At 58.6% G+C, this 22,489-nt stretch carries 21 protein-coding genes; 8 read left to right on the forward strand and 13 right to left on the reverse strand.

All coding sequences use genetic code 11. From position 1 onward, the window contains the following. Window positions 1-23 precede the first annotated feature (23 nt). Together PG896_RS04060 and typA are read right to left on the reverse strand one after the other, a co-directional pair. Complete coding sequence (locus PG896_RS04060; RefSeq protein WP_039039511.1) at window positions 24-896, reverse strand: virulence factor BrkB family protein; 873 nt, start codon at window positions 894-896, stop codon at window positions 24-26. 177 nt (window positions 897-1,073) lie between these two features. After that, complete coding sequence (gene typA / locus PG896_RS04065; RefSeq protein ID WP_043153538.1) at window positions 1,074-2,885, reverse strand: translational GTPase TypA; 1,812 nt, start codon at window positions 2,883-2,885, stop codon at window positions 1,074-1,076. 350 nt (window positions 2,886-3,235) lie between these two features. Here typA and glnA point away from each other — a divergent pair, with 350 nt between their 5' ends. From glnA to add, 5 genes are all read left to right on the forward strand, one after another. Continuing rightward, complete coding sequence (glnA, locus tag PG896_RS04070; protein ID WP_010672526.1) at window positions 3,236-4,645, forward strand: glutamate--ammonia ligase; 1,410 nt, start codon at window positions 3,236-3,238, stop codon at window positions 4,643-4,645. A gap of 191 nt (window positions 4,646-4,836) precedes the next feature. Continuing rightward, on the forward strand, window positions 4,837-5,406 hold the full coding sequence (locus tag PG896_RS04075) for a DUF4124 domain-containing protein (protein ID WP_010672525.1): 570 nt from the start codon (window positions 4,837-4,839) through the stop codon (window positions 5,404-5,406). Between the two features lie 86 nt (window positions 5,407-5,492). Next, the gene (glnL, locus tag PG896_RS04080; RefSeq protein WP_010672524.1) at window positions 5,493-6,548 is read left to right on the forward strand and encodes a nitrogen regulation protein NR(II); all 1,056 of its coding nucleotides are present in this window, start codon (window positions 5,493-5,495) and stop codon (window positions 6,546-6,548) included. 9 nt (window positions 6,549-6,557) lie between these two features. Beyond that, window positions 6,558-7,976 carry a nitrogen regulation protein NR(I) gene (gene glnG / locus PG896_RS04085; protein ID WP_010672523.1) on the forward strand — a complete coding sequence of 473 codons (1,419 nt, stop codon included), beginning with the start codon at window positions 6,558-6,560 and terminating at the stop codon, window positions 7,974-7,976. 141 nt (window positions 7,977-8,117) lie between these two features. Then, a complete protein-coding gene (gene add, locus PG896_RS04090) occupies window positions 8,118-9,119 on the forward strand; it encodes an adenosine deaminase (RefSeq protein ID WP_041212164.1) in 1,002 nt (333 codons plus the stop codon). A 67-nt stretch (window positions 9,120-9,186) separates the two neighbouring features. Here the strand turns inward: add and hemN are convergent, their stop codons facing one another. From hemN to PG896_RS04110, 4 genes are all read right to left on the reverse strand, one after another. Beyond that, entirely contained in the window at window positions 9,187-10,560 is a 1,374-nt protein-coding gene (gene hemN / locus PG896_RS04095) for an oxygen-independent coproporphyrinogen III oxidase (RefSeq protein ID WP_041212163.1), read from the reverse strand. 28 nt (window positions 10,561-10,588) lie between these two features. Then, window positions 10,589-11,029 carry a DUF2489 domain-containing protein gene (locus PG896_RS04100; RefSeq protein ID WP_043153541.1) on the reverse strand — a complete coding sequence of 147 codons (441 nt, stop codon included), beginning with the start codon at window positions 11,027-11,029 and terminating at the stop codon, window positions 10,589-10,591. 11 nt (window positions 11,030-11,040) lie between these two features. Next, the gene (gene yihI / locus PG896_RS04105; RefSeq protein WP_039039515.1) at window positions 11,041-11,622 is read right to left on the reverse strand and encodes a Der GTPase-activating protein YihI; all 582 of its coding nucleotides are present in this window, start codon (window positions 11,620-11,622) and stop codon (window positions 11,041-11,043) included. A gap of 800 nt (window positions 11,623-12,422) precedes the next feature. Continuing rightward, entirely contained in the window at window positions 12,423-13,040 is a 618-nt protein-coding gene (locus tag PG896_RS04110; RefSeq protein WP_042882257.1) for a c-type cytochrome, read from the reverse strand. 143 nt (window positions 13,041-13,183) lie between these two features. Between PG896_RS04110 and yihA the strand changes: the two genes are divergently transcribed. Then, window positions 13,184-13,837 (forward strand): ribosome biogenesis GTP-binding protein YihA/YsxC, encoded by a 654-nt coding sequence (gene yihA / locus PG896_RS04115; protein WP_041212162.1) that lies wholly within the window; start codon window positions 13,184-13,186, stop codon window positions 13,835-13,837. A gap of 980 nt (window positions 13,838-14,817) precedes the next feature. Here yihA and aroE read toward each other — a convergent pair. The 7 genes from aroE to PG896_RS04150 all read right to left on the reverse strand — a co-directional run bounded on the left by aroE (window position 14,818) and on the right by PG896_RS04150 (window position 20,869). Further along, window positions 14,818-15,639 (reverse strand): shikimate dehydrogenase, encoded by an 822-nt coding sequence (gene aroE / locus PG896_RS04120; RefSeq protein ID WP_043153544.1) that lies wholly within the window; start codon window positions 15,637-15,639, stop codon window positions 14,818-14,820. A gap of 103 nt (window positions 15,640-15,742) precedes the next feature. Next, window positions 15,743-16,651: an oxygen-dependent coproporphyrinogen oxidase gene (hemF, locus tag PG896_RS04125; protein WP_043153546.1), complete on the reverse strand. Its 909-nt coding sequence runs from the start codon at window positions 16,649-16,651 to the stop codon at window positions 15,743-15,745. Window positions 16,652-16,751: 100 nt separating this feature from the next. Next, the gene (locus tag PG896_RS04130; protein ID WP_043153548.1) at window positions 16,752-17,312 is read right to left on the reverse strand and encodes a Sua5/YciO/YrdC/YwlC family protein; all 561 of its coding nucleotides are present in this window, start codon (window positions 17,310-17,312) and stop codon (window positions 16,752-16,754) included. Between the two features lie 273 nt (window positions 17,313-17,585). Then, window positions 17,586-18,143 carry a DNA topoisomerase family protein gene (locus tag PG896_RS04135; RefSeq protein ID WP_045522424.1) on the reverse strand — a complete coding sequence of 186 codons (558 nt, stop codon included), beginning with the start codon at window positions 18,141-18,143 and terminating at the stop codon, window positions 17,586-17,588. Between the two features lie 54 nt (window positions 18,144-18,197). Beyond that, complete coding sequence (locus PG896_RS04140) at window positions 18,198-18,671, reverse strand: DUF494 family protein (protein ID WP_010672510.1); 474 nt, start codon at window positions 18,669-18,671, stop codon at window positions 18,198-18,200. Continuing rightward, window positions 18,664-19,779, reverse strand: coding sequence for a DNA-processing protein DprA (dprA, locus tag PG896_RS04145; RefSeq protein WP_042882248.1), 1,116 nt, complete (start codon window positions 19,777-19,779; stop codon window positions 18,664-18,666). Before dprA ends, PG896_RS04140 begins: the two co-directional genes overlap by 8 nt. 1 nt (window position 19,780) lies before the next feature. Further along, on the reverse strand, window positions 19,781-20,869 hold the full coding sequence (locus PG896_RS04150; RefSeq protein ID WP_041214093.1) for a LysM peptidoglycan-binding domain-containing protein: 1,089 nt from the start codon (window positions 20,867-20,869) through the stop codon (window positions 19,781-19,783). 108 nt (window positions 20,870-20,977) lie between these two features. Here PG896_RS04150 and def point away from each other — a divergent pair, with 108 nt between their 5' ends. After that, a complete protein-coding gene (gene def / locus PG896_RS04155; protein ID WP_010672507.1) occupies window positions 20,978-21,490 on the forward strand; it encodes a peptide deformylase in 513 nt (170 codons plus the stop codon). Between the two features lie 12 nt (window positions 21,491-21,502). Further along, window positions 21,503-22,447 carry a methionyl-tRNA formyltransferase gene (gene fmt, locus PG896_RS04160; RefSeq protein ID WP_069652932.1) on the forward strand — a complete coding sequence of 315 codons (945 nt, stop codon included), beginning with the start codon at window positions 21,503-21,505 and terminating at the stop codon, window positions 22,445-22,447. The last annotated feature ends 42 nt before the right edge of the window (window positions 22,448-22,489 follow it).

The raw sequence follows: 22,489 nt of genomic DNA on the forward strand, positions 1-22,489 counted from the left end.
TCCGGTGTGATGGCCGGCCGGCGTCAGGCCAGCTCCTCTGCACCGGGCTTCTCGTACTCCCCGAGGCAGGCGGTGGTCTCGGCCCCCAGCAACACCACCAGCCAGCTCAGATACACCCAGACGAACAGGATGGGAATGGTCGCCAGGGCGCCATAGATGGCCTGGTAGGAGGGGAAGTTGGTGATGTAGATGGCAAAGCCGCGCTTGGCCAGCTCGAACAGGGTGGCCGCCACCAGGGCACCGATGAAGGCGTGGGTCAGCCGCACGCGGCAGTTGGGCACCACGGTATAGATCAGCAGGAAGGTGAGCACGGAGAAGAGGAACGGCAGGCTGCGCAGCAGCAGATAGCCGATACCGAACAGGCTGTCAGCCGCGAACAACCTGAGCGAGAGAATGTAGGAGGAGATGGCGATGCTGGCACCGATGAGCACGGGGCCCAGGGTCAGGATCATCCAGTACATGGCGAATGCCTGGGCCAAGGGCCGGCTTCGGGTGGATCGCCAGATGTAGTTGAGGTTCTTGTCGATGGCCGAGATGAGCATCAGGGCCACCACGATCAGGGCACCGATACCGACGGCCGTGGTGTTGGTGGCGTTGGCCACGAAGCCGTCGATGTACTCCTTGAGCATCTCGCCGGCGGTGGGGACGAAGTTGTGATAGACGAACTGCTCCATCGCCTGCTTCAGGCTCTGGAACACCGGAAAGGCCGACATCATGCCGAACACCACGGCGATCATGGGCACCAGGGAGAGCAGGGTGACATAGGCCAGGTAACCGGCAGTCACCGTCAATCTGTCCTGCTGGAAGCGGCCCCAGACAAACTGGGCGAAGTGGGCACCATCGTGGCGCAAGAAGGAGAGTGCATGGGCCAGACGGCCGCGGATCTGCTGCTGCATCTTGTTTCTCGTAAGCGTGATCATGCAGACATTGTGTCAGATAGGGTGGTCATTTGGCCACCCGCAGACCGGCCGGATGCGCCTCCATCGAACTAAGGCCCCATGAGCCCTCATGTCGAGCCCATAAAAAAAGAGGCCATAAGGCCTCTCTTTGGTCTGTCGATGAACAGCTATCGATCAAGCACGACCGGCGCGCTTGCGATCCATCTCGGTCAGCAGTTTCTTGCGGATACGGATGGCCTTGGGGGTGATCTCGACCAGCTCGTCGTTGTCGATGAACTCGAGAGCCTGCTCCAGGGTCATGCGGATCGGCGGAGTCAGCACCTGGGCTTCGTCGGTACCGGAGGCACGCATGTTGGTCAGCTGCTTGCCTTTCAGGCAGTTGACGGTCAGGTCGTTGGAGCGAGAGTGGATCCCGATCACCTGGCCTTCGTATACTTCGGTCGCGTGACCGATGAACAGACGACCACGGTCTTGCAGACCGAACAGGGCGAAGGTCAGAGCCTTGCCGGTGGCGTTGGAGATCAGCACGCCGTTCTGACGCTCACCGATGCTGCCACCCTTGTGCGGACCGTAGTGGTCGAAGGTGTGATACAGCAGACCGGTACCAGAGGTCATGGTCAGGAACTCGGTCTGGAAGCCGATCAGGCCACGGCTCGGGATGATGAAGTCCAGACGGACCCGACCCTTGCCATCCGGGGTCATGTTGGTCATCTCGCCTTTACGCAGGCCGAGCTGCTCCATCACGGAACCCTGATGCGCTTCTTCCACGTCCACAGTAACGGTTTCGAACGGTTCTTGCAGTTCGCCATCCACGGTACGCAGGATAACTTCCGGACGGGATACCGCCAGTTCGTAACCTTCGCGACGCATGTTTTCGATCAGGATGGAGAGGTGCAGTTCACCACGGCCGGAGACGCGGAACTTGTCCGGATCTTCGGTCTCTTCCACGCGCAGGGCCACGTTGTGGACCAGTTCCTGGTTCAGACGCTCCAGAATGTTGCGGGAGGTGACGAACTTGCCTTCTTTACCGGCGAACGGCGAGGTGTTGACCTGGAAGGTCATGTTCACGGTCGGCTCGTCAACGGAGAGCGGCGGCAGGGCTTCGACGGCACTGTTGTCACAGATGGTGTCGGAGATCTTCAGCTCGCCCAGACCGGTGATGGCGATGATGTCACCCGCTTGCGCGTCGGTCACTTCGGTACGGGACAGGCCCAGGTAGCCCAGCACCTGACCGACCTTGCCGGTACGCGGTTTGCCGTTGGCACTGACGATGGTGACCTGCTGGTTGGTCTTGACGCGACCACGAGTGATGCGGCCGATACCGATGACGCCCACGTAGGAGTTGTAGTCCAGCTGGGAGATTTGCATCTGGAAGGCACCGTCAACGTCGCCCTTCGGGGCTTCCACGTTGTCGACGATGGCCTGGAACAGGGGTTCCATGTTCTCGGACGGGACGTCCTGATCCAGGGTGGCCCAACCGTTCAGTGCAGAGGCGTAAACAACCTTGAAGTCCAGTTGCTCATCGGTGGCACCCAGGTTGTCGAACAGATCGAAGACCTGATCCATTACCCAGTCAGGACGAGCACCCGGACGGTCGATCTTGTTGATGACCACGATGGGCTTCAGACCCTGGGCGAACGCCTTCTGGGTCACGAAACGGGTCTGCGGCATCGGGCCGTCAACGGCGTCGACCAGCAGCAGCACGGAGTCAACCATGGAGAGTACGCGTTCAACTTCACCACCGAAGTCGGCGTGACCCGGGGTATCCACGATGTTGATGCGATAGTCGTTCCAGCGGATCGCAGTGTTCTTGGCGAGAATGGTGATGCCACGTTCCCGTTCCAGATCATTGGAGTCCATGATCCGTTCCTGACCTTCGCTGGTGCGATCCAGAGTGCCGGATTGCTGCAGCAGCTTATCAACCAGAGTCGTTTTGCCGTGGTCAACGTGCGCAATAATCGCAATATTGCGTAAATTCTCTAACATTCTCGCCTCAAATCACCGGGTAAAATTGGGCGCTAATTGTACTCTCGCCTTTGTGATCTGCCTAGCAGAATTGCAACACATTCACACACAACAAAGGATCAGGATCATGGACCCCGCAGCAAAAGGCTGCTTAGATGGCCTGGATACGCTGGCGCACCATCTCGGTGCACCAAAACGATCCAAGGTTGCACCACTTTAATGCAGCAACCGGCATGAGAACGGGTTTCTCGACAGCCTGAAACGGTGCAAGTGCCCTGAAATCAAGCTGTCACAAACTTGGCACGATACTGGCTTATGTGAATGTGACGACGCATTCACCCAAAGAGTTTTAACACCGGAGGTTACTTAGCATGTCAGCCCAGAACGTTTTGGCCCTGATCCAGGAACACGAAGTCAAGTTTGTTGATCTGCGTTTTACCGACACCAAGGGTAAAGAGCAGCACGTATCCATCCCTTCCCACCAGGTTGACGAAGACTTCTTCGAAGACGGCAAGATGTTCGATGGTTCCTCCATCGGCGGCTGGAAGGGCATCAACGAGTCTGACATGGTGCTGATGCCGGACCCGGCTTCCGCCAAACTGGACCCGTTCACCGAAGAGACTACTCTGAACATCGTCTGTGACGTGCTTGAACCCGCCACCATGCAAGGCTATGACCGTGATCCGCGCTCCATCGCCAAGCGTGCCGAAGATTTCCTGAAGTCCAGCGGCATCGCTGACACCGTGCTGTTCGGGCCGGAGCCGGAATTCTTCATGTTCGACAACATCACCTTCTCCAACACCATGGGCCACAGCTTCGTGAAGATCGAATCCGAAGAAGCTGCCTGGAACTCCGGTACCGACTACGAGCACGGCAACAAGGGTCACCGTCCGTTCGTCAAGGGTGGTTACTTCCCGGTTGCCCCGGTTGACTCCTCCCAGGACATCCGTGCCGCCATGTGCCTGGTACTGGAAGAGATGGGCCAGGTCGTCGAAGCTCACCACCACGAAGTGGCGACCGCCGGTCAGAACGAGATCGCAACCCGCTTCAACACCCTCACCCTGAAGGCTGACGAAGTACAGGTCCTGAAGTACGTGATCCACAACGTGGCCCACGCCTACAACAAGACCGTCACCTTCATGCCGAAACCCATGTTTGGCGACAACGGCTCCGGCATGCACTGCCACCAGTCCCTGGCCAAAGACGGCGTCAACCTGTTCGCAGGCGACCTGTATGGCGGTCTGTCCGAGATGGCACTGCACTACATCGGCGGCATCATCAAGCACGCCAAGGCCATCAACGCCTTCGCCAACCCGACCACCAACTCCTACAAGCGTCTGGTGCCGGGCTATGAAGCACCGGTCATGCTGGCCTACTCCGCCCGCAACCGCTCTGCCTCCATCCGTATCCCGGTCGTGCCGAGCCCGAAAGCCCGCCGCATCGAAGTACGCTTCCCGGATCCGGCTGCCAACCCGTACCTGGCCTTCGCTGCCCAGCTGATGGCCGGTCTGGACGGTATCATCAACAAGATCCATCCGGGCGATGCCATGGACAAGAACCTATACGATCTGCCGCCGGAAGAAGCCGCTGAAGTGCCGACCGTTGCCGGTTCCCTGGACGAAGCGCTGTCCGCACTGGATGCAGACCGTGAGTTCCTGACCCGTGGTGGCGTGTTCAGCGATGACTTCATCAACTCCTACCTGGAACTGAAACAGCAGGATGTTGACCGCGTGCGCATGACCCCGCACCCGCTGGAGTTCGAGCTGTACTACTCCGTCTAATCCGCTTTCCCATGACAAACCCGCCATCTGGCGGGTTTTTTTCATTCTGGCAACGGAAATACCGCCGAACGGGCACGATCATGCAGAAAGATGATCCCGTTCACGGAGCCGTACCACCCTCGGCTGTTCACACCCCGACCCCGTGGTTTTTCTCTGATAGGATTAAGGTGAACCCCGTCAAGGAGAGATGGATGAACACTGTACCCTGGCTGCTGAGCCTCCTGCTGATGGCCTCCTGTTCCGCACAGGCCGCCCGCGTCTACTCCTGGGTCGATCCCCAGGGGGTGACCCACTACACCGATGCCCCCCCTCCCGGCAAGAGCGCAAAAGAGGTGGACCTGCGGGTCTCGCCGCTCATCGGCACAGCCCCCCACTCGGTCCAGGTGGACAACTTCAACAGCCTGACCGGTGTCGATGCCAGGAAAGCCCTGGAAGCGGCTCCCCTGGAGATCGATCTCATCTCTCCGGAACCGGGCAGCACATTGCGCGACAATACCGGCAACATCGTCTTCCAGGGCGAGATCTCTCCCCAGGTCCCGGTGCAATACGATGTTCGCCTGATCCTGAACGGCAAGGCGGTGCCCCTGGTTCACAACAGCCTGGCCATACGGGTGGAAAACCTCGATAGAGGCGCCTATGAGGCACGGCTCGAGTTGCTCGCCAAAGACGGTACGATCCTTGCTAAATCTAAGCCAACCACCTTTTACCTGCACAGGGCGTCGGTGAATCAGGCTCCCAGAGCCGCCCCCAAGGCCAATTAGGGGTGATGTGACGCACCGATGCGGGTAAACTTGATGCACTATATTGGTGCATTCTAGGTGTACAGCACCGTTTTAGGGAGAAACCTGTGCCAACCCGCTCGGACAACGCCAAGACACTCTTGGACAACCTGCTGACCGCCGTCATTCTCATGGATGAGCGTCTCTGCATTCAATTCGTCAACCCGGCGGCAGAGCAGCTGCTTTCCCTCAGCGAACGACGACTGATCGGCATCGAACTGCCCCACCTGCTGGAACATATCTCTCTCGATCTGCAGCGTTTCAAACAGTGCCTCATTTCGGGGCAGGGCTTCACCGACAGCGAAGTCACCCTGGTGGTGGAGGGGGAACCCAGGCTGGTGGAGATCAGCGTCAGCCCCATGGCCGATCATGAACAGCGACTGATGGTGGTAGAACTGCGCAAGATCGATCAGCAGAAGAAGATCAGCCAGGAGCTGCAGCAACACGCCCAGCAGCAGGCCGCCAAGGAGCTGGTGCGCGGCCTGGCGCACGAGATCAAGAACCCCCTGGGGGGATTGCGCGGCGCGGCCCAACTGCTGCAAAAGGAGTTGCCCGACCCGGCCTTGCGTGAATACACCGGCATCATCATCGAGCAGGCCGATCGCCTGCGGGTGCTGGTCGACAGGTTGCTCGGTCCCCAGCGTCCCGGCCGTCACCAGATGCACAACGTTCACTCCGTGCTGGAACAGGTGCGCCGTCTGGTGGACCTGGAGCTGCCGCCGCAGATCCGCATCGAGCGGGACTACGACCCCAGCATCCCCGAATTCGAGATGGAATCGGACCAGCTGCAACAGGCGTTCCTGAACATAGTGCGCAACGCCGCCGAGGCCCTTGGGGATCAGGACGGCCTCATCCGCATCAAGACGCGCACCGCCTTCCAGATCACCATCCATGGCCAGCGCTATCGCCTGGCGGCCGAAATCAAGATCATCGACAACGGCCCCGGCATTCCCGACGCCATTCGCGACACCCTCTTCTACCCCATGATCACCGGCAAGGAAGGGGGAACGGGCCTGGGCCTCTCCATCGCCCAGAACCTGATCGATCAGCACAAGGGTCGCATCGACTGCATCAGCTGGCCGGGCCACACCGAATTCACCATTTATCTACCACTTCGCAAATAAGGGAACCTCATGACAGCAAAAGTGTGGATCGTCGATGACGACAGCTCCATCCGGTGGGTTCTGGAGCGCACCCTTGGCAGCGAAGGCTTCGAATGCGAAAGTTTCGCCGACGGCGAAGCCCTGCTGAGTTCACTGGAGATGCGCTCACCGGACGTGATCCTCTCGGATATCCGCATGCCGGGCATCGACGGCCTGAGCCTGCTGGAACAGATCCATCGCCGCCAGGCCGATCTACCCATCATCATCATGACGGCCCACTCGGACCTCGACAGCGCGGTCAACGCCTACCAGCGCGGAGCCTTCGAATACCTGCCCAAGCCGTTCGACATCGACGAGGCTGTCACCCTGGTACGCAGGGCCGAGAACCATCTCAAGGAGCAACGTACCAAGCGCAAGGCTCGCCAACAGGAAGCCACCACCACCCCGGAGATCATCGGCGAAGCCCCTGCCATGCAGGAGGTGTTCCGCGCCATCGGCCGGCTGTCGCGCTCCAGCATCTCGGTGCTCATCAACGGTCAAAGCGGTACCGGCAAGGAGCTGGTTGCCCATGCCCTGCACAAGCACAGCCCCCGGGCCCACAAGAACTTCATCGCCCTCAACATGGCGGCCATCCCGAAAGATCTCATCGAATCCGAGCTGTTCGGTCATGAGAAGGGGGCCTTCACCGGTGCCAACAACATTCGTCACGGCCGCTTCGAACAGGCCGACGGCGGCACCCTGTTTCTCGACGAAATAGGCGACATGCCGCTGGACGTGCAGACCCGGTTGCTGCGGGTACTGGCGGACGGGCAGTTCTACCGGGTTGGCGGCCACCAACCGGTGCAGGTGGATGTGCGGATCATTGCCGCCACCCACCAGAATCTGGAGAAGCGGGTCGCCGACGGCGAGTTTCGGGAAGACCTGTTCCACCGCCTCAACGTCATCCGCATCCATATTCCGGCCCTCAAGGAGCGCCGGGAGGACATCCCCCAGCTGGCCCAACACTTCCTGCTGCGAGCCGCCAAGGAGCTGAACGTGGAGGCCAAGAGCCTGCACCCGGATACCCAGACCTACATCAGCCGCCTGCCCTGGCCGGGCAACGTGCGCCAGCTGGAGAACGTCTGCCGCTGGCTGACGGTGATGGCCTCGGGCCAGGAGGTGCTGGTAGGCGATCTGCCCACCGAGCTGCTGACTCCCATCACCAGCACCGCCGAGCCGGGCCAGCCCGCCCTGACCGGTGGCTGGCAGCAGCAGTTGCAGGACTGGGTGGCCGCCAAGCTGGCCCTGGGGGAGACCGATATCCTGGCGGATGCCATGCCCCAGTTCGAACGGATCATGCTGGAGACGGCACTGGATCACACCCACGGTCACAAGCAGGAGGCTGCCCGCCTTCTCGGCTGGGGCCGCAATACCCTGACCCGCAAGCTCAAGGAGCTCGACATTCCCTGAGCCTGCGGGAAAAACGATTCCCATCACGCCTTGAGGGAAAGCCTGACCAATCACACCCCGTTTGCTTGCAAACGGGGTATCTTTTTCAGGCGCCCCGCCTAGAATGGCAGGCTTTCCAACCCGACTCGCAGAAGGTGCCCCATGATTGACAGATCCCTCCCCCTGACCGACCTGCATCGCCATCTGGATGGCAACATCCGCCCGCAGACCATTCTCGAGCTGGGACGTCAGCACAACATCCGACTGCCGGCCGATGAGCTGGAAGCCCTGCGCCCGCACGTGCAGATCGTCGAGAACGAGCCGAGTCTGGTGGCCTTCCTGAAGAAACTGGACTGGGGTGTGGCCGTGCTGGCCGACTACGATGCCTGCCGCCGGGTCGCCTACGAAAACGTGGAAGATCTGCTGCGTGCCGGGATCGACTATGCCGAGCTGCGCTTCAGCCCGGCCTACATGGCGATGACCCACAAACTGCACCCGCAGGGCGTGGTCGAAGCCATCATCGACGGCGTGGCCGCAGGCAGCCGTGACTTCGGTATCAAGACCAATCTCATCGGCATCATGAGCCGTACCTTCGGCACCGAGCAGTGCAAGCAGGAGCTGGATGCCTGTCTGGCTCATCGCGATCGCCTGGTCGCCATCGATCTGGCCGGCGACGAGCTGGGCTTCCCGGGCGATCTCTTCACCGACCACTTCCGCCGGGTGCGGGATGCAGGCATGCGGGTCACCGTGCACGCCGGTGAAGCCGCCGGCCCCGAGAGCATGTGGCAGGCCATTCGCGAGCTGGGAGCCGAGCGCATCGGCCACGGGGTCAAGGCCATCCAGGATCCGGCCCTGATGGCCTATCTGGCCGAACACCGCATCGGCATCGAGTCCTGCCTCACCTCCAACCTCCAGACCACCACGGTGGCGAGTCTGGCCGATCACCCGATCCGCCAGTTCCTGGCAGCCGGCGTGCTGGCCTGCCTCAATACCGACGATCCGGCGGTGGAGGGGATCGACCTGCCTCACGAATACGAGGTGGCGGCCCCGGCTGCCGGCATGACGGTGAGCGAGATCCGCACCGCCCAGCAGAACGGCCTGACCCTGGCCTTCCTGAGCGAAGCCGAGAAGGCCGAGCTGAGTGCCCGTGCGGCTCAACGCTGAGCAGGGGTAAAACCCAATAAAAAACCGCCGAAAGGCGGTTTTTTATTGTCCAACGATATTGCCCGGCCTAGATCACCCGGGAGAACTGCTGCTGGCGCGCCTTGTTGCGCAGGTAGACATCGAAGCACATGCAGATGTTGCGGATCAGCAGCTGACCGGTGGAGACCACCTCCAGCCCCTCTTCGGTCATGCGCACCAGACCGTCGTCGATGAAGGTCTGCAACAGCTTGAGATCCTCGGCAAAATACTCCTTGAACACCAGGCCGTGGGCCTGCTCCACAGCGGCGAAGTTCAGGGAAAAATCGCAGATGAGGCGCTTGATCACCTCACGACGGATCAGATCGTCCCGATTGAGGGAGCACCCCTTCCACTGGGCATGGCCCAGTGACTCGACCTGGGCGTAGTAGGTTTTGAGATCCTTCTGGTTCTGGGAATAGGCATCCCCCATCATGCTGATGGAAGAGACCCCCAGCCCCAGCAGATCGCAATCCCCCTGGGTGGTATAGCCCTGGAAGTTGCGATGCAGCTTGCCCTCGCGCTGGGCGACGGCCAGCTCGTCATCGGGCTTGGCAAAGTGGTCCATGCCGATGAACTGATAACCCTGGCCGGTCAGGAAGGCAATGGTGTCCTGCAGCATGGCCAGCTTCTCCTGCGGCGCCGGCATGTCCGCTTCTTTCAGCTTGTGCTGGGCGGCAAAACGGCTCGGCAGGTGGGCATAGTTGAAGATGGAGAGACGGGCCGGGTCGGTCTTGAGCACCTCTTCCAGGGTGTGATGGAAGCTCTCCCGGTTCTGGTGCGGCAGACCGTAGATGAGATCCAGATTGGTGGAGCGGAACCCCAGCTCGCGGGCACGGACCAGCATGGCGCGGATGAAGTCGTTGTCCTGCTCCCGATTGACCGCAACCTGGACCGCCTTGTTGAAGTCCTGAACGCCAAGGCTGATGCGGTTGAAACCGAGCTCCCGCAGCACATCCAGCATGGACAATTCGATCTCGCGGGGATCCACCTCGATGCTGATCTCCCCCTCCTCGGCGAAGTGGAAGTGCTCCCGCAACATGGCCATCAGGCGACGAGTCTGGGGTTCGCTCAGATAGGTGGGTGTGCCGCCACCCCAGTGCAGCTGGGTGACCAGTCTCTCCTTGAACAGGGGGGCCTGGGCCTTGATCTCCTGTTCGAGGTAGTCGAGGTATTGATCTGCCTTGTGCTGGTGCCGGGTGATGACCTTGTTGCAGCCGCAGTAGTAGCAGAGCTTGTGACAGAAGGGGATATGCACGTAGAGCGACAGATTGCGTGCAGGATACTGGCCCGCTGCCTGGACGAAGTCCGGATAGCCGAACCCCTCGTTGAACTCCAGCGCAGTGGGATAGGATGTGTAACGCGGACCACTGTAGTTGTATTTTTCGATCAGGGCCTGATCCCACACAATCTGTTCTGCTTGCACGCTTGCTTCCTCTGTCTTTGTCATGGGCTCACCGGCTTAACTGAAAATCCTTCAGTCTGGCGACATCCTCAAGGATCTGCGCCTCCAGCTCGGCCTCGTAGCCACTGCGTTCGAGATCCATCTTCATCACTTCATTGCGCTTGAGTGCCCGCCTCGCCTCATGGGTCGGCATCTCTTTCACCTTCTCATAGAGGCCGTAGAGCCCCGGGAACTCGGTGGCAAAGGCGCGGCCCCCCTTTATTTGCAAGGCATCCAGCAGATTGGTCAGCCGGATGGCACCTTCCGAGTAGTCGCACTGACCATCTCGTACCGCGTGGGCGATCACCCTGACACTCTCCAGGATCCGCTCGTTGCGGGCCGTAATGGCGTGCTGCTGCATCTCTTGCTGGCGTTTGAGACGCGCCATCAGGGTGCCGGCATAGACGGCCAGCCCCAGCAAAATCAGGCCACCCAGCAGGGCGGCCAGCATCCATCCACTCATCACTTTTTCTTCGGCTCGGGTTTGGCTTCAGGCTGGTAGTCTGCCTGAGAGAAACGTTCCCACAGCTCCTCTTCGGAGGCAGGCTGACTCGGCTCGTCAAAATCGGCATCATCAAAATCCATGTCGCCATCTTCGTCATCGTCGTTGTCGATGATACCGAGCTCGTCCATCAGCTCCTGATAACGGTCAACCCGCTGATCGACCCATGCCTGCTCTGCGGCCTCCAGGGTTTCACCGGCATCCAGACGATCCAGCAAGGCATTGAGGCGATCATCATTCTCGATGGACGCCAGCTCCTGCTCGGGGGTCATCACCACCCGCTTCTCTTTCGCAGGCTTGGTCGCCACCGGCTTGCTGCCCTTCTCGTCGGCAATCAGCGCGATGGGCTTGCGAGAGCCGATGCGTGGATCCTTGGCCTGCTTGGAGCCGCTCTTTTTGCCCGCCTGCTCGACCTGTTGGCGGGAGCCCGCCTTCAGGCCCTTGCGCTTGGCGGCGCGCTTGCGCTCACGACCTTCCTGAGCACTGGCATCTGATTCTTTGCGCTTGCCGGTAGGCTTGCGGTTGGGTTGTTTGGCCGACATGAATGACTCCGACAAATAACTGAATGGAAACCCCCGGAGCGTGTCGTCCGGGGAGGATGCTGAAGCGGGGAACAGTAAATATGGAACAAGAGTGGGATCCCGCACCAATTCGACCACTTTGGGCCGCTGAACACCGCAGGATCGGCATCCTCTGGGCATGTTGCTGGTATTTTGACACAGAATGTCTTGGCGGGTTAATGACCCAATAGAAAAAAGGCAGCCGAAGCTGCCTTTTTCCATCATGCGAGTGCCATTCCCTGGTAGCCAATCGCCTTATCCCTGGGCGAACCACGGCGCATCATTTCGTTGGATCATCCTGATCCTTATTGACCAGTCCTGAGTGTGCGTGTGTTTGTTTGTCTAACCCAAACCGGCGACATCCTGCCTCCCATCGGGGTGGTTGCCTCCCGCAGCCCCGCTCATCCCTGGCGGTCACCATCCTGGCTTTTTGCATCTATTGCTCATCGCATGCTCCGAGCCGACATCCTGTCAAACCGAAGACGGGTCTTGCACCCTCTCTCCGGCCAATCCTGATTGCCTACTGTAACTTCTTCGCTGGATGACTCAATCAACCAAAGCACATTTCGAACTGGTACAAAGTGATGTTATATTTCTTAATTCATTGAAAAACAAAACATAAAAAAATATATGTGAGCAATCTTTCAGACACGACCAGCCCCGTATATAGAAGATCTCTTACAGCAATGCAGGCTGTTTACGGGCGATCGCTACAACCTCAAAAAAGAACAGGGAACACAATGGTTCCCTGTTCTTTTCAACAAGATAACTAACAGGCTATATCAGTGAAGCCCCGCCACATACTTGGAGAGCGCCTCGATGTCCTGATCCGTCAGCTTCTTGGCCACATCCCGCATCATGCCATTGGGATCGTTGTCGCGGGTCGCCGAACGAAAAGCGGTGAGCTGGGCCTTGATATAGGCGGGATGCTGCCCTGACAGGCTGGGGTACTTCGCTTGCTCGACGCCGGAACCCCGTGGGCCATGACAGGCGGTACAGGCGGCCAGGCCTCGCTCCATGTCTCCCCCCATATAAAGCGCCTTGCCTGCGGCAACCACATCATCGGGCACGGCAACCGGCGTCACCTTCTGGCTGGAGAAATAGGCGGCAAGATCGTCCATATCCTGCTCGGACAACGGCAACGCCATGGGTCCCATGACGGGCGCAACCCGACCAGTTTGGCCAGAAGCTGCAGCCTTCAGTTCAACTAATTGTTTTTTGATATATGATGCGTGCTGACCAGCAATCTTGGGATACATGTCGACTGGGCTGTTGCCGTCCGGTCCATGACAGGCCGCACAGACGGCAGCCTTGGTTTGTCCCGCAGCGGCATCGCCCTTGGCTTGTGCCATCCCAGTTACGCCAACCATCAGAGCAAGTGTAATGACTAGGTTCTTCATGGCGTTCCAACTTTCTCGTTATTAGGCTTCCAGATCCCATGCCGCTGAAGGCATGTTAAAATAAACGCGTTCAAGCGACGCCATTTTACACTATTTCACAAAAAAGTAACTCTATAACCCTCTATCTCTATGGGGAATTTACGTTGGATACACAAACTCTGAATTTCAATAAGGTGCATTTTGTGACCAGCGCACCCGACATCCGCCACCTGCCAAATGATGGGGGTGTCGAGATTGCGTTTGCCGGTCGTTCCAACGCTGGCAAATCGTCTGCATTGAATACCTTGACCAAACACAAGAACCTGGCGCGTACCAGTAAGACCCCTGGCCGTACTCAGCTGATCAACCTGTTTGAGCTGGAACCGGGCAAACGCCTGGTTGACTTGCCTGGCTATGGATATGCCCAGGTTCCGCTGGAAATGAAGCTCAAGTGGCAAAAGTCACTGGCTGAATACCTGCAGCGACGGGAGTCCCTGAAAGGTCTGGTGATCCTGATGGACATCCGCCATCCGCTCAAGGAAACCGACATGAACATGCTGGAATGGAGTTCACACCGTGAACTGCCGGTGATGCTGTTGCTGACCAAGGCGGACAAATTAAGCCCGGGGCCCCGCAACAACCAGGTGATCAAGGTTCGTCAGGCGGTGGCAGAACTGGGCCCGCAGATCCAGGTTGAAGCATTCTCTTCTCTGACCAATATCGGCGTCGAGAAGCTGGCCCAGACCCTAAGCGGCTGGTATCTATCCGAAGCAGACAACGCCCAGGCAGACGACGAAGATCATCAGAACGAGGAGTAAACGACTCCTCTCCCTGGCTGCAATTGGCGGAGTTGGACCTCCGCTGATTGAAAGGCTTTCATGATCCCCCCATCTCCGAGCCCTTCCTCCCCGCCTTCGCCATCTCTGAAGAATAACCTCAAAAAATATATTTAAATCATACTGATAGCATATTTCGACGCGAAAAGAATTAACTAATCATCAACATGACACCGTTTTCATGGATATCGAGTAAAAAATCAAAATTGAAGGCTGTAACAAACGAAACTGAAATTTAATTACACGATGAGGCAATATAGGGATAAAAATGAGGCCGGTCTTGCCATTGCAAACCGGCCTGAAGAAAAGAGTTCAAAAATTTGGGAAAAAGCGAGTTCTCGAGAACAAAGACGATTGGTTTTCCTCAAGAAACGCCTTCATTCTAACAAAGAACGGCAACAATTAAAGCATTTACTCTAAATGTTGCTCATAAAAAAACGCCCCGACGATGACTCATCGGGGCTGCTATTCAGCCACATTCAATTACGTGAAATAAAAGGTCTGAAAGATAGAACATCTTACCTCTGTACCCTACGCCGACAACTGTACAGCAAAGCAGCAGAAAGTGAAAGTAATTTATGTAATTTAGTTTCAAAGATAGGGAAGGAAAAAAATATTCATAATTTTCATGCAGATAAAAAAATCCCCAGTACGAATACCGGGGAGTTATAAAGGTGACTAGCTAGCACTTCCTCAACTATCCAGTTAGTCAGCAGTCCGTTACAGAAGTTCCGCTGCTTTGAGAAAAAACTCAAAAAAATTCTGCGAGTGACGGCAAAGTAAAAGTAACTTATTGTTATGAAATGGTTTTATAAAAATGGCACCTGTTCTGCCACACACCCACCGCAGAACGACCGTTTCACATCACACGTGCCGTGCCGCATCACGAGGGAGCCCTTATCCAGAGATGCAGAATCTCTACATCAGACCTGCCGACAGCCCAATAGAACGCACAAGCTGGTTCACACGACGCCCAGATTGCGCTGCAACTCTCTCAATACCTGCTTGGTGCCGGGCCGGATCCCTCGCCATACGGTAAAGGCCTCAGCAGCCTGCTCGACCAGCATGCCCAATCCATCCATGGTATGGCGCGCGCCATGTTGTTTGGCCCAGCCGATGAAGGCTGTGTCCGTTGCGCCATACATCATGTCGTAGATCGCGATGTCCGGGTGGATGAGGGTTGGCGCCAAAGGTGGCAACTCTCCTTGCAGACTCGCTGAGGTGGAATTGATGATGAGATCGAACGGCCCCACCAGCTGTTCATAGGACTGAGCAGTGATGCTGCCCAGATCCCTGAACTCCACAGCCAGCTGTTCCGCCTTGGCATGGGTACGGTTGACCACGACGATCTCGCCCGGCGCTTCCGCCAGCAGGGGGGCCAGGGCACCACGAGCTGCGCCACCGGCCCCCAGAAGTAGGATCCTGCTACCGGCAAGGTTCACTCCGTGAGCCTTGAGATCGGCGACCAGCCCGGCGCCGTCGGTATTGTCACCCAGCAGCACACCATCATCAGTCAGTTTGATGGTGTTGACCGCTCCCGCCCGCTTGGCCCTGGGGCTCAGCCGCTCCACCAGCCCGAAGGCTTGCTCCTTGAAAGGTACGGTCACGTTGCACCCCTTCCCTCCTTCGGCGAAGAAGTGGTTCAGAGCGCTGGCAAACTCATCGACAGCAGGTTCTGCCAGACCATACTCCAACTCTTGCTGGGTCTGCCTGGCAAACAGGGTATGAATGAAGGGAGATTTGCTGTGGCGCACGGGGTGGCCAAAAACCAGATAACGATCCATCAAGGCGTTCCTTTTGAAGGCAATATCCCGATTTAACGGGTTTTCTCATGAAGGAACAAGCCGAATATCGGCCAATAAGAAGGGGCCATCATGGCCCCTCTGGTCACAACCACTCGCGCGGTTTGAGGTAGTCGCTGTAGAGCAATGCCTCCGGGCTGCCGGCCTCCGGCTGCCAGTCGTACTCCCAGCGCGCCAGCGGCGGCATCGACATCAGAATGGATTCGGTGCGCCCCCCCGTCTGCAGTCCGAACAGGGTCCCGCGGTCGTAGACCAGATTGAACTCCACGTAGCGGCCACGGCGATAAAGCTGGAACGCCCGTTCCCGCTCCCCATAAGCAAGATCCTTGCGTCGCTCGACAATCGGCAAGTAGGCCGCCAGATAACCCTCACCCACTGCACGCATGAAGGCAAAGCAGTCGGCAAAGGGCCAGCGGTTAAGGTCATCGAAGAACAGGCCACCCACCCCGCGCGTTTCGCCCCGATGCTTGAGGAAGAAGTAACGATCGCACCAGGATTTGAACTCGGGATAAATGTCGGTGCCGAACGGCTGACAGAGCTCATGGGAGACCTGGTGCCAATGCCTCACGTCCTCTTCGAACGGATAGAAGGGCGTCAGGTCGAAGCCGCCACCAAACCACCAGATCGGCTCCTCCCCCTCTTTCTCGGCGATGAAGAACCGCACATTCGCATGGCTGGTCGGTACATAGGGATTATGCGGGTGGATCACCAGCGACACCCCCATGGCCTCAAACCTGCGGCCAGCCAGTTCGGGACGATGTGCGGTCGCGGATGCCGGCATGGCATCGCCATAGACATGGGAGAAGTTGACCCCACCTTGCTCGATCACCGCCCCCTGGCGCAGCACCCGTGTTCTACCGCCACCACCACCTTCGCGACTCCAGGCATCTTCCACAAAGCGCCCGCATCCATCGGCCTGCTCCAGGCCACGGCAGATATCATCCTGCAATTGCAGCAGGAAGGCTTTTACCTGGGCCACATCCGGTTTGCTCATTTTATCTCCTGTCAGACAGGCATCATGCATGCTCTGCCTGCACTTCTCGTATTGTCATGACCTCATCGCACAACCTGCATGAAACAGGGCCGTGCCCAACTCAGGATGGGCGAATGATGGCCCCGGTGCGGGCGTCCTTGATTTCGGACGGGTTGGCTTGCCCCCCGACTTCGCCGGGCAGAATGTAAGCCAGCTGGCTTGCCAGCAGATCGCCAATATCAGCCACCCGGCGAGCGGGTTCCTCACCGGTTAGATTGGCACTGGTGGACACCAGCGGTTTGCCAAATGCCCGGCAAAGCCCTTGCACCTGGGGATGGCCTGTGACCCGCACCGCCAGGGTCTCGAACTGACCGGTCAACCAGGACGGCGTCGTCGCGCGAGCGGGCATGATCCAGGTGAAGGGACCAGGCCAGCTCGCCTGCACGCAAGCAAGCTGCTCATCGCTGAGCTGGCTCAGGTCGATGTAGTCCTGCAATTGCGCCAGATCTGCCGCAATCAGGATCAATCCCTTCTCCACCGGCCGCTGTTTGATGGCCAGCAGCCGCTGCACGGCGGCTTCGGAATCAGGATCACACCCCAGACCAAACACGGCTTCGGTGGCATAGGCGATAACCCCTTCTCCTTGAAGGGCGGCAACCGCTTGTTCAAATTCATTTGGCATAAGCACATGCGACAGCCACGCTGCCGCCTCTCATCACTGGATTGTATGTTGAACCGACATGACGGCATCGGGGCCATCACTGCTGCGATATGGGCTATATCTCTGCTCCTCTTCAGTCATGCATTTCGGCTCAGACGCTTGAGTGCATCAGTGAACCGAGCAACCGCAGGGAGCTTGAGATGGCGATCAGGAGCAGGGCAAGTTGGGCGATGTGCATCAGCTCACAACCTCACGCTGACCAGCAATCCGCCTGCCTGATCATGGGCGGCGAGATTATACCCGCTCAATCTGGTGGGAGCATTTCTTTTGCGGGCAGACCCAGCGCAGGTTTCCCCGCACCTTCTTCTCGATCATGATGCCCCAGCCACACTCGGGACAGGGTATGGGAACCGGCTTGTCATTCACCACATACTTACAGTGAGGATAGGCGTCACACGAGTAGAACTGTTTGCCATAACGGGACGTGCGGCTCACCAGATGACCTTTGCCACACTCCGGGCAGAGGATTTGGGTATCGTCACTCTCCTGAAGGGATTCGATATGCTGACAGGCCGGGTACTGGGTACATCCCACAAACAGACCGTAACGACCCTTCTTGATGGCCAGTGGATGGCCACAATCCGGACAGGACGACCCCTCGAGCACTTTCTCTATATCGCGGCCAGAGGGGGTGAGGGAGCGAATGTAATCGCAAGCGGGATAGGCTGAACAACCAAGGAAGGGACCGTGCTTGCCCTGGCGGATCACCAGTTCAGCACCACACTGCGGGCACGGCTCGCGCTCGAAGGCATGTTCGTGGGCAGAGAAGAGGTGGTGATCGATCTTTGACATGGCCGCGCCTTGAAATCCAGATGGCCTGAATTCTACCAGCGCGGCACCGGGCTGTCAGTGGATGACGCCGTCCGACTCGTCAAACACCAGCTCTTCCATCTGCTGGTAGGCGTTTTCACTGCCTGGCACATTGAACAGCACCATCATGACGACCCACTTCAGATCGTCCAGCTCGATGTCCGGCTTGTCCAGCTCGAGCAACCGTTCGATGCAGATTTCACGGGTTTCGGCATTCAGCACTTGCGCCTGCTCCAGGAACAGCAGGAAACCGCGACATTCAGTACTGAGGCGAACCAGCTCCTGCGGCGCATAGATCCGCATAGAGCCCTGCTGGCTTGCGGTGACATAGACTTCCCGCTCGCTGTCGTGCAGGTTGGCCAGTCGCTCCAGCCAGTTGAGCGCTTTCTCGATCTCGTCCTTGTCGAAACCGGCCCGGCTCAGTTCGTCGGTGAGTTCATCCTGCTCGACCATCACATCTGCATCGCTGTGGATGTAGGTCTCGAAAAGGTACATCAATACATCAAACATGATTCGCCCTCCTCGCTCTGACGTATCCACCGGCTACCGCCATCACTGCACCAACCAGCTCCAGCTCTACCAACCTGCCCAGTACGACATCGACAGGAAGCCGGGCCCGTTCGGCAACGGTATCCACGCTCGTGGTCTCATAATCTACGTTATCCAACAAATCGGCATAAGGCAATTCGCTATTATGCTGCGCCTCGGAAGAACCGTTGGCGGGTCCGGGGGGCAAGACCAGCCTTGGAAACTCTTCCAGGATATCGGCGGCATTCAAGACCAGCTTGGCACCCTGTTGAAGCAGACGGTTGCACCCTGCTGCCTGTGCATTTTGCGGGGCGCCGGGAACGGCAAAGACCTCGCGGCCCTGCTCCAGCGCATAACGGGCCGTGATGAGCGAACCACTCTGTTCTGCCGCTTCCACCACCAGTGTCCCCAGCGACAGGCCACTGATGATACGGTTGCGGCGAGGGAAGTGTTCAGCCAGGGGGCCTTGCTGGGGCGCCAACTCGGAAACAAGCAGACCTTCCTGCTCGAGGATCTGCATCGCCAACCCCTGATGACGCTTGGGGTAGAGACAATCCAGACCGGACCCGAGCACCGCCAGGGTGATTCCGCCCGATGCCAGCGCCTGCTGATGGCAAACGCCATCGATGCCCAACGCGAGGCCGGAGGTGATCGCCAGACCACAGCCCACCAACTCGGCACACAAACGTGTCGCATTGTCTTTGCCGGCATAGGTGGGGTGGCGGGTACCCACCATCGCCAACTGTGGAAGGGAGAGGGATGAGACGTTCCCGCGGCAGTAGAGCAAGAGCGGGGCGCCGGGGATCTCTTTGAGCAGGGCAGGATATGCGGGGTCATCGGGACAGAGGAGGTGATTGCCGGGCTCGGCGGCCCAGCTCAATCCCTGCTCCACGACAGGAAGAGGCCATCTCATCTGCTGAATCTGGGCACTCTGCAGACCAAGAGCTCGGAGGGCGCCATCGTCTGAGTCAAACAGAGTTGTGATGTCACCACCCACATGAGCCAACAGGCGAGCGGCGGTGACCGGACCTATGCCTGTAACGGCATCCAGCGTCAGCCATAGCGACAACCGCTCCAGTGGCAAGGACACGTCAGAAATTACTGACCTGATAACCAGAGCCGACCAGATCCTGGCTCTGCAGGATAAGACCGTAACTCAATTTGTCGTAGACCTTGAACAGCATGACTCTGGCAACGGCCTCGGCAGGCAGCGATGACTTGCCGGCAGAATAGAACGCCTTGTCATAGACGGATGAATATTCCCGGTATGACACCTTGCCATTCTTGTCCACCATCTCGGCTCCCGGGCGCAGGATCTCGAGCACATCGCCCGGGGCCACCTGATCACGCTCCCCCTTGTTGATGAGTACCACATCAAATTTGCCCCCACCATGTACCTTGCTCGGCAGCTCGATCACATAGCCGGGGGAAATGGAGGGCGCCGCCTTTGGCATGAACACGGCAGAAATGCTCTCCTGCGACGGCAGCGGCATCACCTTGTCGCCCTGATACACCTCACGCCGGTTATGGGTCAGCGTTACTTTGGTGGTGTCGTGGGCAAGGTACTCCTCTGCCCGCACCGTGCCGACAAAAATCGCCTCCTGACCGAGCGACTCGCCAGTATGCTTGTCCTTGTATGCCACCCCCGGGCGATAGAGGCCATAACTCTGGCCCGGGTTCAAGGCTCCTTTCACATAGAGAATGTCACCCTCCAGCATCCCGACATGCTTGTCATTGTTGCCGAGCACATAGGGCAGGTCCTTGCTCTGCTGGCTGTTGGCTAGAATGTGGTCGGTCTGCAGGAAGGGCGCTATCTCGCTCAGAGGCAGGGTCGGTATGGGATTGGCCTTGTTTTCATAGCGGTTCTTGGGCGAGAGACGGATGACCTGCTTGCCCCCCTGACTGGCTTTGCCGAGCCGAGGCTCACCATTGACCCAGCTCAGGTGCAGCACGTCACCGGGATAGATCCAGTGGGGATTGGCGATCTGCGGATTGATGTTCCAGAGGCGTGGCCAGAGCCAGGGTTCGGCCAGATACTGGCCCGAGATATCCCAGAGGGTGTCCCCTTTTTGCACCACATAAGTCTCGGGGTAACCGGATTTGAGCGTCAACTGCTGTGCCATGGCGCCACCGGCCAGGGCTGTCGCCAGGCAGGCGACGACGATTTGCTTCAGATACATAACACTCCCTGTTACTTCTGCACGCAAAGTGTTGCTGTTTTTTGTCGGCGTAAATGACTAGAATTACGTCAATATTGACTGCGTTTATATGAAACTAAAGAAAAAATTATGGCCATTCTAGATGTATTGCGTTTCCCCGATGAGCGTCTGCGCACAGTCGCGGCCCCTGTCGAAGCCTTTACACCCGAGTTACAACACATTGTAGATGATATGTTCGAAACCATGTACGCGGAGGAAGGCATCGGCCTGGCCGCGACCCAGGTCGACATTCATCAGCGCATCATCGTCATCGATGTCTCCGAGAACCGCGAAGAACAGCTGGTGTTGATCAACCCGGAGATCCTGGAACAGTCCGGCAGCACCGGCATCGAAGAGGGCTGCCTCTCCGTGCCCGGCAACCGTGCTCTGGTTCCGCGCGCCGAGTGGGTCAAGGTCAGGGCGCAAGATCGCCACGGCAACACCTTCGAGCTGGAAGCGGACGATCTGCTCGCCATCTGCATACAACATGAGATGGATCATCTGGTCGGCAAGCTGTTTGTGGATTACTTGTCCCCACTCAAGCGCCAGCGCATTCGTCAGAAGCTGGAAAAGATGGCCCGTGAAGATCGCAAAGTCCTCTGAGGATCCGCTCCATTGAACAAGCTGAAACTGATTTTTGCCGGTACCCCCGACTTCGCCGCCCGTCATCTGGCGGCGTTGTTGTCTTCCGGCCACGAGGTCGTCGCCGTTTATACCCAGCCGGACAAGCCCGCCGGTCGCGGCCAGAAGCTCACTGCCAGCCCGGTCAAGGAGCTGGCGCTGGCCCACGATCTGCCGGTCTATCAACCTGCCTCCCTGCGCAATGAAGCGGCGCAAGCCGAACTGGCCGCTCTGGGTGCCGATCTGATGGTCGTCGTGGCTTATGGCCTCATCCTCCCCAAGGCGGTGCTCGATACGCCGCGTCTGGGCTGCATCAACGTCCACGGCTCTCTGCTGCCACGCTGGCGTGGTGCCGCCCCGATTCAACGCTCCATCTGGGCGGGGGATGCCGAAACCGGCGTCACCATCATGCAGATGGATGTGGGGCTGGATACCGGCGCCATGATCCGCAAGGTAACCTGCCCCATCGCCAGTGATGAGACCTCTGCCAGCCTCTATGACAAGCTGGCCGGTCTGGGCCCGCAGGCACTGGTCGATACCCTGGACGCCATGGCTGCCGGCGGCACCGCCGCCGAGCCCCAGGACGATGCGCTGGCCAACTACGCCGAGAAGCTCTCCAAGGAAGAGGCCCGCATCGACTGGTCGATGGACGCCGTTGCCATCGAACGCTGCATCCGCGCCTTCAACCCCTGGCCCATCAGCTGGTTCGACGTCGCCGGACAGACCGTCAAGGTGTGGCAGGCCGAGGTCGTCGCACAGGATCACGGCCAGGCAGCCGGCACCCTGCTCAAGGCCGACAAGCAGGGGATCGAGGTTGCCACCGGTCAGGGCGTGCTGCGCCTGCTGACCCTGCAACCTCCCGGCAAGAAGGCCATGTCCGTTTCGGATCTGCTCAACTCTCGCCGCGACTGGTTTGAACCTGGCACGCAACTGATTTGATCTGGATTGAATTGACACAAGCGGGGCCCTGGCCCCGACTTG

The organism is Aeromonas sp. QDB30, assembly GCF_027707645.1.
GTDB lineage: Bacteria > Pseudomonadota > Gammaproteobacteria > Enterobacterales > Aeromonadaceae > Aeromonas > Aeromonas caviae.